Origin of the sequence: Streptomyces silvae, from assembly GCF_016745505.1 — a bacterium.
GTDB classification, from domain to species: Bacteria; Actinomycetota; Actinomycetes; order Streptomycetales; family Streptomycetaceae; genus Streptomyces; species Streptomyces silvae.
This window is the reverse complement of the sequence record NZ_JAERUC010000158.1, coordinates 1-10,674: the sequence shown is the minus strand read 5'-3', so window position 1 is coordinate 10,674 and position 10,674 is coordinate 1. Positions and strand designations below refer to the sequence as shown.

10 protein-coding genes are annotated in these 10,674 nt (G+C 70.8%); 9 read left to right on the top strand and 1 reads right to left on the bottom strand.

All coding sequences use genetic code 11. The annotated features are described in order from the left end of the window. Positions 1 to 333, bottom strand: a 333-nt coding sequence (locus tag JKV81_RS25095) for an ATP-binding protein (RefSeq protein ID WP_202077901.1), incomplete at its 3' end; no start/stop codon positions are given. 259 nt (positions 334 to 592) lie between these two features. On the opposite strand from JKV81_RS25095, the gene JKV81_RS25090 reads away from it, so the two are divergent. From JKV81_RS25090 to JKV81_RS25050, 9 genes are all read left to right on the top strand, one after another. Beyond that, positions 593 to 1,426 carry a hypothetical protein gene (locus tag JKV81_RS25090; protein WP_202077892.1) on the top strand — a complete coding sequence of 278 codons (834 nt, stop codon included), beginning with the start codon at positions 593 to 595 and terminating at the stop codon, positions 1,424 to 1,426. A 104-nt stretch (positions 1,427 to 1,530) separates the two neighbouring features. Next, a complete protein-coding gene (locus JKV81_RS25085; protein ID WP_202077891.1) occupies positions 1,531 to 2,265 on the top strand; it encodes a YcnI family copper-binding membrane protein in 735 nt (244 codons plus the stop codon). Between the two features lie 50 nt (positions 2,266 to 2,315). Further along, positions 2,316 to 2,972 carry an SCO family protein gene (locus JKV81_RS25080; protein ID WP_202077889.1) on the top strand — a complete coding sequence of 219 codons (657 nt, stop codon included), beginning with the start codon at positions 2,316 to 2,318 and terminating at the stop codon, positions 2,970 to 2,972. Continuing rightward, complete coding sequence (locus JKV81_RS25075; protein ID WP_099173210.1) at positions 2,969 to 3,415, top strand: copper chaperone PCu(A)C; 447 nt, start codon at positions 2,969 to 2,971, stop codon at positions 3,413 to 3,415. The genes JKV81_RS25080 and JKV81_RS25075 overlap by 4 nt, the downstream gene beginning before the upstream one ends. Positions 3,416 to 3,429: 14 nt before the next feature. Then, a complete protein-coding gene (locus JKV81_RS25070) occupies positions 3,430 to 5,412 on the top strand; it encodes a copper resistance CopC/CopD family protein (protein WP_129264636.1) in 1,983 nt (660 codons plus the stop codon). A gap of 5 nt (positions 5,413 to 5,417) precedes the next feature. Further along, positions 5,418 to 6,761 (top strand): iron uptake transporter deferrochelatase/peroxidase subunit, encoded by a 1,344-nt coding sequence (gene efeB / locus JKV81_RS25065; RefSeq protein WP_202077887.1) that lies wholly within the window; start codon positions 5,418 to 5,420, stop codon positions 6,759 to 6,761. Between the two features lie 179 nt (positions 6,762 to 6,940). Continuing rightward, on the top strand, positions 6,941 to 7,876 hold the full coding sequence (gene pheA, locus JKV81_RS25060) for a prephenate dehydratase (RefSeq protein ID WP_124277935.1): 936 nt from the start codon (positions 6,941 to 6,943) through the stop codon (positions 7,874 to 7,876). A 622-nt stretch (positions 7,877 to 8,498) separates the two neighbouring features. After that, entirely contained in the window at positions 8,499 to 9,776 is a 1,278-nt protein-coding gene (gene serS, locus JKV81_RS25055; protein WP_129264634.1) for a serine--tRNA ligase, read from the top strand. After that, entirely contained in the window at positions 9,773 to 10,588 is an 816-nt protein-coding gene (locus tag JKV81_RS25050; RefSeq protein WP_099173215.1) for an HAD family hydrolase, read from the top strand. Before serS ends, JKV81_RS25050 begins: the two co-directional genes overlap by 4 nt. The last annotated feature ends 86 nt before the right edge of the window (positions 10,589 to 10,674 follow it).

Below are 10,674 nucleotides of genomic sequence, written 5' to 3'. Positions count from 1 at the left end.
CGTGCGCCGGGAGGGGAAACCGGGCCCCGAGTCGGCGACTTCGATACGGCACTTCTCGCCGTCCAGATACGCGGTGACCCGGTACTGCCCGCAGGCACGTCCGGGCCGCCCGCCACCGGCGGGGACGAGCCCGGCCTCTCCGGCCTCACCCGCGTCCCCCAGGTCGCCGCCGTGCTCGACGGCGTTCGCACAGGCCTCGCTGAGCGCGACCGAGAGGTCGTAGGAGATGTCCGGGTCCACCCCCGCGGTCTCCATGGTGCCGAGCAGAAAACGACGGGCGAGCGGAACGCTCGCAGCTTCGCGCCGCAAATGGAGTGACCACCACATGCTCATGCTCCAGCCTCCTGGCTGCGGCTCGACATACCGATACGTATTGCCGCGTTCAGCGCGTCGTAAGCACGCAACGGCCGTGACAGCGCTCGTTCGGCGGATGCGGATCCTCCGTCCACCGGTGTATGCCGGGCCACGGCAGGGCCAGGGAGCCCCCATGAACAGGTGCAACACCCCCTGATCACGCCCCGATGGGGACGGATGCCGACCTTCCGGACCTGCCGTACGGAGACGGGGGGCTCAGTGGGATGATGACCCGGCCATGTCTATGTCTGTCGCACGCGCCGGAGCCGGTATGCGGCTTTTGAGGACCGCGGTGTTCACCGCGGTCTGCGTCGTGCTCGCCGCCGCCGGACATGGCTTCGCCGCGGGCGCGGGTGTGCCCGGCTGGACCCTGCTGGCCGGCTTCGCCGGGGTCTTCGCCGTAGCGGCGCCGCTCGCCGGACGTGAGCGGACCCTCCTCCCGATCACCGCGGGCCTCGCGGCCGGGCAGGTCGCCCTGCACGTCCTCTTCGGACTCGGGCGGCACACAGCTGCCGTACCGGCGGGAACCGGTGACGACTCGCTGATCCGCTTCGCCGCCGGGCTCGTGTGCGGCGCGGGACCGGCGCAGCTGAGCGCCGGCGAGGCCCACCGCATCGTGACCACGGCGGGCCTGGACCCCGCGACCGTCGCCCAGGGGCACACGCACCTCGCGTCCGGAGCGGCAGCCGCCCCGGACGCCGCCTCCGCGGCCGGTCCGTCGGTCCTGGACACGCTGATGTCCGGGCTGCCCAGCCTCTCCATGTTCCTGGGGCACCTCCTCGCCGCCCTCGCCACCGGCTGGCTGCTGCGCCGCGGCGAGATCGCGCTCTTCCGGCTGGCGAGGCTCTCGGCCCAGGGCGGCCGGCAGCTCGCGGCCGCGGCCAGGCTGCGCGCACTGCGGGCGGCCATGGCACTCGTACGCGCCCTGCGTGCGGGACTTCCGGGACGGCCCACGACCGGGCCGCGCCCTCTCCGCAGCGCCGTCGACGCTCCCGCGCCGGCCACCGGGGACCCTCTGCAGCACATGGTGATCAGGCGCGGGCCGCCGCCCGTATACGTACGCGCAGCCTGACGCGACCCCTCCGCCGGGATTCCCGGGACGAGGCGGTCGTGATGCCGTCGCGCCTCCGCGCGCCGGACCACCTTTCCTTCGTGTCCTGTGGAGTGATCCCTGTCATGAACGTTTCCCGCATCGCCCTCGCCGGCGGCGTCGCCGCGTCCACCGTCCTGCTGCTCGCCGGCACCGCCTCCGCGCACGTCAGCGTGCAGCCGCAGGGCGAGGCCGCCAAGGGCGGCTACGCCACGGTCAACTTCAAGGTCCCCAACGAGCGTGACGACGCCTCCACCGTCAAGCTCGAGGTCAACTTCCCGACCGACCACCCGCTGGCGTCCGTCAGCCCGCAGCCGGTCGCCGGCTGGAAGATCGACGTCACCAAGAGCAAGCTGGCCAAGCCGCTCGAGGTGCACGGCAAGAAGATCAACGAGGCCGTCTCCAAGGTCACCTGGACCGCCGAGGGCGACGGCATCAAGGCCGGCTTCTTCCAGCAGTTCCCGCTCTCCGTCGGGCAGCTCCCCGAGGACGCCGACCAGCTCGTCTTCAAGGCCCTCCAGACGTACAGCAACAAGGAAGTCGTCCGCTGGATCGAGGAGCCCACCGCGAGCGGCGAGGAGCCCGAGAACCCGGCTCCCGTCCTCGCGCTGAGCGCCCCGGCGGCCGACGCCCACGGTGCCCCCGCGGACGACAAGAGCGCCAAGGGCGGCGAGGCGGAGAAGACGGAGACGACGGCCTCCTCGGACGAGGCGTCGTCGGGCACCGACGGCACCGCCCGTGTCCTGGGCATCGTCGGCATCGTCGTCGGCGTCGCGGGGGTCGCCTTCGGCGTACTCGCCGGCCGTCGCCGCAGCGCCTGATCCCACCGGTTCCACCACCCCTATTTCCACAGATCAGGAAACAGCTCTCCATGCACAGCAAGAAGACGGTGCTGGCCGCGGCGTTCGCCGCCGTGGCCGCACTGACCCTGTCGGCCTGCGGCAGCGGCGGAGACCCGGCGGACGACTCGGTCGCCGATGTCTCCTCCGGGACCGAGTCCAAGCCCGCGACCGTGCTCGACCAGCCCTTCACCAAGCCCGACCTCGTCCTCACCGACACCCACGGCAAGAAGTACGACCTGCGTGAGCAGACCAAGGGCAAGCCGACGCTCATCTACTTCGGCTACACCAACTGCCCCGACGTGTGCCCGCTGACCATGAGCAACATCGCCGTCGCCAAGCGCGCGCTGCCCAAGGCCGACCAGGACAAGCTCCAGGTCGTCTTCGTGACGACGGACCCCGAGCGGGACACCCCGGCGTCCCTGGGCAGCTGGCTCAAGGCCCAGGACCCCGATTTCACCGGTCTCACCGGCGACTTCCCGACCATCCAGGCGGGAGCACGGCAGATCGGCATCGGCATCGACCCGCCGAAGAAGGAGAAGGACGGCACGGTCGTCTCGATGCACGGCGCGCAGGTCATCGCGTTCTCCCCGAAGACCGACAAGGGGTACGTGCTCTACAGCGAGGACACCACGGCCGAGGACTACACCGAGGACCTCCCGGAGCTCGTCAAGGGGGAGACCCCGTGAACCGCCGCACCGCCGTCGCCGGCGCCCTGACCCTCACCACCGGGCTGGCGCTGACGGCGTGTTCCTCGAACAGCGTCCCCCGGCTGGAGGTGACCGGGGCCTTCATGCCCCAGCCCGTCAGCGACATGGCCGCCGGCTTCCTCCTGGTGAAGAACAGCGGGGACGCGACCGACCGGCTCACCTCGGTGACGAGCTCGCTCTCGGACCACGTCTCCATCCACGAGACGAAGAACCGGACGATGCGGATGGTCACGTCCTTCGAGGTGCCCGCCGGTGGCGAGCTCGACCTCGAACGCGGCGGCAACCACATCATGTTCACGGAGCTGAAGCAGCAGCCCAAGCGGGGAGAGACGGTCTCCGTGGAACTGCACTTCGAGAAGGCCGACCCCATCACGGTCGACATCCCCGTGAAGGAGACCACCTACAACCCGAAGAAGCAGTGAGGTACTGACACCCCATGACAGCCACCGCCCCGCGCCTCGGGCCTTCTCCGATACGACGGCCGCTCGCCGCGGTCGCGCTCCTCGCCACGCTGATCAGTCTGCTGTTCGGCCTGGTGCTGGCCGGCGCGAGCCCCGCGTCCGCGCACGCGGCCCTCACGGGGAGCGACCCGCAGGACGGGGCGGTGGTCGCCACCGCACCCGAGGAGGTCACGCTCACCTTCTCCGAACAGATCGCCATGGGCGACGACTCGATCCGGGTCCTCGACCCGAGCGGGAAGCGGGCCGACGACGGCGCTCCCCGTGACCTCACGAGCGGCGGGGCCGTGCGGTACGGCGTCCAGCTGCACAGCGGCCTGCCCGACGGCACGTACACCGTGGCCTGGCAGGCCGTCTCCGCCGACAGCCACCCGGTCTCGGGAGCCTTCACCTTCTCCGTCGGCGCCCCCTCGGAGACCACCGTGGCGCTGCCCTCGAACGAGGCCGGCGGCGGTCTGGTGGGTGCCCTCTACGGCATCGCGCGCTACGCCGCGTACGCCGGCTTCATCCTGCTCGCGGGCGGATCGGCCTTCGTGCTCGCCTGCTGGCAGCGCGGGGCGGGGGCGCTTCCGATGCAGCGGCTCGTCGTACGCGGCTGGATCACGCTCACCGCGGCCACCCTGGCCATGCTGCTCCTGCGCAGTCCGTACACCGGTTCCGGCAAGCTCGGTGACGCCTTCGACCTCGACGGCCTCCAGGCCGTCCTCGACACCAAACCGGGAGCCGCGCTGGTCTCCCGGCTGCTGCTCCTGGGCGCCTCCGCGCTCTTCATCGCCGTGCTCTTCGGGGCGTACGCCAAGCGCGAGGACGAGAAGGAGAAGCAGGACCTCACCTTCGGGCTCGCGACGGGCGGAGCGGTCATCGCCACGGGCATCGCCGGTACGTGGGCCCTGGCGGAGCACGCCTCCACGGGGATCCAGCCGGGCATCGCCATGCCGGTCGACGTGCTCCATCTGCTCGCCGTGGCCGCATGGCTGGGCGGACTCGTCGCGCTGCTGGTCGCCCTGTACCGGACGCCGGACATCACGAGCGGCGCGGTACGCCGCTTCTCGCGCATGGCGTTCGGCAGTGTGGTCGTCCTCGCCGCGACCGGGCTCTACCAGTCATGGCGCCAGGTCGGTTCCTGGTCCGCGCTGACCGGCACCCGGTACGGGCAGCTGCTGCTCCTCAAGGTGGCGCTCGTCGCGGTGCTGGTGGGGGTGGCGTGGATATCGCGGCGGTGGACGGGGCGGCTGACCGAGCGCGCCGTGTCCGCGTCCCCGTCAGCCACCGATGCTGCTGACACCGCTGACGTCATCGACACGGCTGACACCACTGACAGCGCTGACCTCGCAGGCACGGAGGATGGGGCCGTCGACGCCGCTCCCGGCGGGACCGTCGATGCGGAGCGCGCCGCCCAGCTCTCCCGGCAGCGCGCCGCCCTGACGGCGACCAAGGAGAAGCGCGCCCGGGACGCCGACCCGGACCGCTCCGGGCTGCGGCGTTCGGTGATGGTGGAGACGGCCATCGCCGTGGTGCTCCTCATCGTCACCACGATCCTGACGTCCACCGAGCCCGGCCGCACCGAGGAGGAGGCCGCGCGCGGCAACACCACGGCGGCGCCCGCGCCCGTGACCGGCGGCCAGGTGAATCTGAGTCTGCCCTTCGACACCGGCGGCCAGAACGGCAAGGGGACGGTGCGCCTGGACATCTCGCCGGGCGGAACCGGCTCGAACAGCGTGCACCTCTGGATCGACGGGACCGACGAACGCCCGCTGGACGTCCCCGAGGTGAAGCTCGCCTTCACGCTGGAGTCCAAGGACATCGGCCCGCTGCCGGTCGCCCCCGACCGCCTCACCGAGGGGCACTGGACCGCGAGCGGCGTACAGATCCCGATCGCGGGCGACTGGAAGGTCGCCGTGACCGTACGCACGTCGGACATCGACCAGACAACCATCTCCAAGAACGTGAAGATCGGCTGAGCAGGGTGAGCAAGAAGAAGGACACCGGAAAGCGCGGCACCGCGGCCGGGCGCCGCGACAGGTCCGGTGCCGGCACCGGGCCCGTCGCGGGCTCCGGCCCCGACGGGACGAATGTCGTCTCCCGCAGGCGGCTGATCGGGAGCGCGGGGGCGGCCGGTGCGGCCGGCCTCGTCCTGGGCGCGGCAGGCGGCGCGGGCGGCTATGCCGCGACGCGCGAGGACGCCCCGACCCCGCTGACCACGGTCGGTTCGACCGAGGCGATGTTTCACGGGAAACATCAAGCGGGGATCACCACTCCGCTTCAGGCGCGCGGGCACCTGGTGGCCTTCGATCTGACGGCCGGCGCGGGACGCAAGGAGACGGCCGCCCTGATGCGCCGCTGGTCGGCCGTGGCAGCACGGCTGATGGCCGGGGACCCGGCGGAGGGCGGTCAGGGGCACGACACCGGGGTGGCCCTGGACGCCGGTCCGTCCTCCCTGACGGTGACCTTCGGATTCGGCCGGAACTTCTTCACCCGCACCGGTCTGACCGCGCACCGGCCTCCCGCCCTGGATCCGCTGCCGGCCTTCTCCTCCGACCACCTCGACACCAAGCGGTCCGAGGGCGACCTCTGGGTGCAGATCGGTGCCGACGACGCGCTCGTCGCCTTCCACGCGCTGCGCGCCCTGCAGAAAGAGGCGGGCTCGACGGCCCGGGTGCGGTGGCAGATGAACGGCTTCAACCGCACCCCTGGCGCGACGGGCCGCCCGATGACCACGCGCAACCTGATGGGCCAGGTCGACGGCACCAACAACCCGAAGCCGGCCGAGAGCGACTTCGAGGAGCGGATCTTCGTACCGTCCGGCGGCTCATCGGCGTACGCCTGGATGGCCGGTGGCTCGTATGCCGTCGTCCGGCGGATCAGGATGCTCCTGGACGACTGGGAAGAGCTCACGGTCAAGCGGCAGGAACAGGTCATCGGGCGGCGCAAGGCGGACGGCGCCCCGCTCAGCGGCGGCTCGGAGGACACCCCGATGGACCTGGACAGGGCAGGGGCGGACGGCAGGCTGCTGATCCCGGACAACGCCCACGCCCGGATCTCCTCCCCCGAGAAGAACGGGGGCGCCGCGATGCTGCGCCGCCCGTTCTCGTACCACGACGGGATCTCCGACGACGGCACCCCGGACGCCGGGCTGCTCTTCGTCTGCTGGCAGGCCGACCCCTACAAGGGCTTCATCCCCGTCCAGCGCAAGCTCGACCGGGGGGACGCGCTCTCCCCGTTCATCCGGCACGAGGCGAGCGGCCTCTTCGCCGTACCCGGGGGTCCCGCGTCCGGTGAGTACGTGGGGCAGCGGCTGCTGGAGGCATGAGCACCGCGTCCGTCCGTATGCACCTCGGCGGCTGTACGGACATGCCTCGACGGTCGTACGGGCGTGCCTCGACGGCTGTACGGGCGTGCCTCGACGGTCGTACGGGCGGGCGCCCCGGCCCGCCTGGGCCCCATGTCACGCGCACACGCCCTCGTCCGTCGGCCCATTAGGGTGACCGTATGTCAGCCACGCGCTACGCCTATCTCGGCCCCGAAGGCACCTTCACCGAGGTGGCCCTCCGTACGCTTCCCGAAGCCGCCACCCGTGAACTCGTCCCGATGGTCTCGGTGCCGGCCGCGCTGGACGCGGTGCGGAACGGGGAGGCCGCGGCCGCGCTCGTCCCCATCGAGAACTCCGTGGAGGGCGGGATCAGCGCGACCCTCGACGAGCTGACCAGTGGCGCTCCGCTGATGATCTACCGGGAGGTGCTGCTCTCCATCACGTTCGCGCTGCTGGTGCGCCCCGGGACGAAGCTGTCGGACATCAAGACGGTCACCGCCCACCCGGCCGCGCAGCCTCAGGTACGCAACTGGATGGGTGAGCACCTGCCGAACGCGGTGTGGGAGTCGGCGGCGTCCAACGCCGACGGTGCCCGGCTGGTCCAGGAGGGGCGCTACGACGCCGCCTTCGCCGGTGAGTTCGCGGCGGCGACCTACGGGCTGGAACCGCTGGTCACGGAGATCCACGACGCGGTGAACGCCCAGACCCGCTTCGTGCTGGTGGGCCGCCCGGCCAGGCCCTCCGCGCCCACGGGAGCGGACAAGACCTCCGTGGTGATCTGGCTCGGCGACGACCATCCGGGCGCCCTTCTCGAACTGCTCCAGGAATTCGCCGTCCGCGGCGTCAACCTGATGCTGATCCAGTCCCGCCCCACCGGGGAGGGCATCGGCAACTACTGCTTCGCCGTCGACGCGGAGGGGCACATCGCGGACCGGCGCGTCGGCGAGGCGCTGATGGGGCTCAAGCGGATCTGCCCGAAGGTGCGGTTCCTGGGTTCCTACCCGCGTGCCGGGGTGACGCCCGAAGAGGTGAGGGCCCTGCGGGCCGGGACGTCGGACAGGGACTTCACCGAGGCCTCCGACTGGCTGGCCCGCAGCCAGGACGGCCGGGTCTGAAACCTGCGGGGGCGCCGGGGGCGGCGGGGCGGGCCGGGGACGCACCCACCGGTCTCCGGTCCGTCGGTCCTACCTGCGGATTTTCATTCCACACAGAGTTATCCACAGGGCACCCCTTCCGCCTGGGGACAAGTCGACACCGCAACACGACATGGTCGACAAATCGCCCCAGCGCCCCTGGATCACCCGCAGAGTGCCAGGCCCCCCGATGTCCCTCCAATTCCCTTGATCAACTCATTGAGACGTCGAATACCCACCCGAATGAGTGCGCGGGCGAGGTTTGAGTTGCGAATCCCTGTCCCGTCATGCCGCTTTCGGAACGATCTCTTCCGGCATCCACAGATCTTCTTCACAGCCTGTGGATAACTAATTCGATCAACGGAGTCCTGTGGACAACGGACCCTCCCCGGCACCCCAACTCCCCGCGCAGACACCGGCGATGCGTCAAGCAACCGGGCACCTTGATCCCTTTTCGAGGCAATCGGGCCCTTTTATTGACGACCTCCACCTCCCGGCCGACCTGCGACTCCCCCAGAATTATGGATTCCGGCAATTCGGGCAAAGCGCCACGCTCGGCGATATCGGTTCGAGCGGTGGATCCCCGCACCGGTAGCCTTGAGGGGTGATTGACCTTCGCCTGCTCCGTGAGGACCCCGACCGTGTTCGCGCCTCCCAGCGCGCCCGTGGAGAGGACGTCGCGCTCGTCGACGCCCTGCTCTCCGCCGACGAGCTGCGCAGGTCGTCCGGCATCCGCTTCGACGAACTCCGCTCCGAGCAGAAGTCGCTCGGGAAGCTGATCCCCAAGGCCACTCCCGAGGAGCGCGCCGAGCTCCTCAAGAAGGCCGATCAGCTGAAGTCCGAGGTCAAGGCGGCCGACGCCGCACAGGACGAGGCCGACGCCGAGGCCAAACGTCTTCTCCTGCTGCTCGGCAACGTCGTCCACGAGGACGTGCCGGTCGGCGGCGAGGAGGACTTCGTCGTCCTGGAGACGCACGGCACGATCCGTGACTTCGGGGCGGAGGGCTTCGAGCCCAAGGACCACCTGGAGATCGGTGAGGCGCTCGGCGCCATCGACATGGAGCGCGGCGCCAAGGTGTCCGGATCGCGCTTCTACTACCTGACCGGTGTCGGCGCACTGCTGGAGCTGGCCCTGGTCAACGCGGCGATCGCCCAGGCCACCGAGGCCGGCTTCGTCCCCATGCTGACGCCCGCGCTGGTGCGCCCGCGCGCCATGGAGGGCACGGGCTTCCTCGGCCAGGCCGCGGAGAACGTGTACCACCTGGAGAAGGACGACTACTACCTCGTCGGCACGTCGGAGGTCCCCCTCGCGGCGTACCACATGGACGAGATCATCGACGCCGACAAGCTGCCCCTGCGGTACGCGGGCTTCTCGCCCTGCTTCCGCCGCGAGGCGGGCACGTACGGCAAGGACACCCGGGGCATCTTCCGGGTCCACCAGTTCGACAAGGTCGAGATGTTCTCGTACGTCGACCCGGCGGACGCCGAGGCCGAGCACCGCAGGCTCCTGGACTGGGAGAAGCAGTGGCTCACCGGGCTCGAGCTGCCGTTCCAGGTCATCGATGTCGCCACCGGTGACCTGGGGGCGTCGGCCTCGCGGAAGTTCGACTGCGAGGCGTGGATCCCGACGCAGGGCAAGTACCGCGAGCTGACCTCCGCATCGAACTGCGACGGCTTCCAGGCGCGCCGGCTCTCCGTCCGGATGCGCGAGGGGAAGAAGGTCCAGCCGCTGTCCACGCTGAACGGCACCCTCTGCGCCGTACCGCGCACGATCGTCGCGATCCTGGAGAACCACCAGCTGCCGGACGGCTCGGTGCGGGTGCCGGAGGTCCTGCGTCCGTACCTGGGCGGCCGTGAGCTTCTGGAGCCGGTCTCCAAGTGACCTTCCCGTACAAGCTCGTCGCGACCGATCTCGACGGCACGCTGCTCCGTGACGACCACACCGTGTCCGCTCCCACCCGGGAGGCGCTGGCCGCGGCGACCGCGGCTGGCGCGGCGCACATCGTCGTCACGGGGCGGGCGGTGCCGTGGACCCGACACATCCTGGACGACCTGGGTTACCAGGGCCTCGCGGTCTGCGGTCAGGGCGCGCAGGTCTACCACGCGGGCGAGCACAAGCTGCTGACCTCCCTCACCCTGGACCGTCAGCTCGCCGGCCTCGCGCTGTCCAAGATCGAGGCGGAGGTCGGTCCGCTCGCGCTGGCCGCGAGCCGTGACGGCCTGGAGGGGGAGGTGCTCGTCGGGCCCGGTTACCAGGTGCAGGAGGGGCCGCTGCCCGCCGTCTTCATGGCCGACCCGGCGGAGATGTGGACCGCTCCGCTGAACAAGGTCTACATCCAGCATCCGGAGCTCGACGACGACGCCCTGGCGCACGCCGCGCGGCAGGCCGTCGGCAGCCTGGTGAACGTCGTCATGGCGGGCCCGGGCGTCGTGGAGATCCTGCCCCTCGGGCTGAGCAAGGCGACCGGTCTCTCGCTGGCCGCCCGCCGGCTGGGGCTCAAGGCGTCGGACACGCTGGCGTTCGGTGACATGCCGAACGACATCCCGATGTTCGGCTGGGCGCAGCACGGCGTCGCGATGGCCAACGCGCACGACGACCTGAAGGCCGTGGCGCACGAGATCACCGCGTCGAACGAGCACGACGGCATCGCGGTGGTCCTGGAGGAACTGCTCCGGACGTCCACGCGCGCGTAGCGGTAGGGCCGGGGCACACGTCGGGCTTCGGGTCGAGTCGGGGCTGGGCTTCGGCTTCGGCTTCGGCTTCGGCTTCGGCTTCGGCT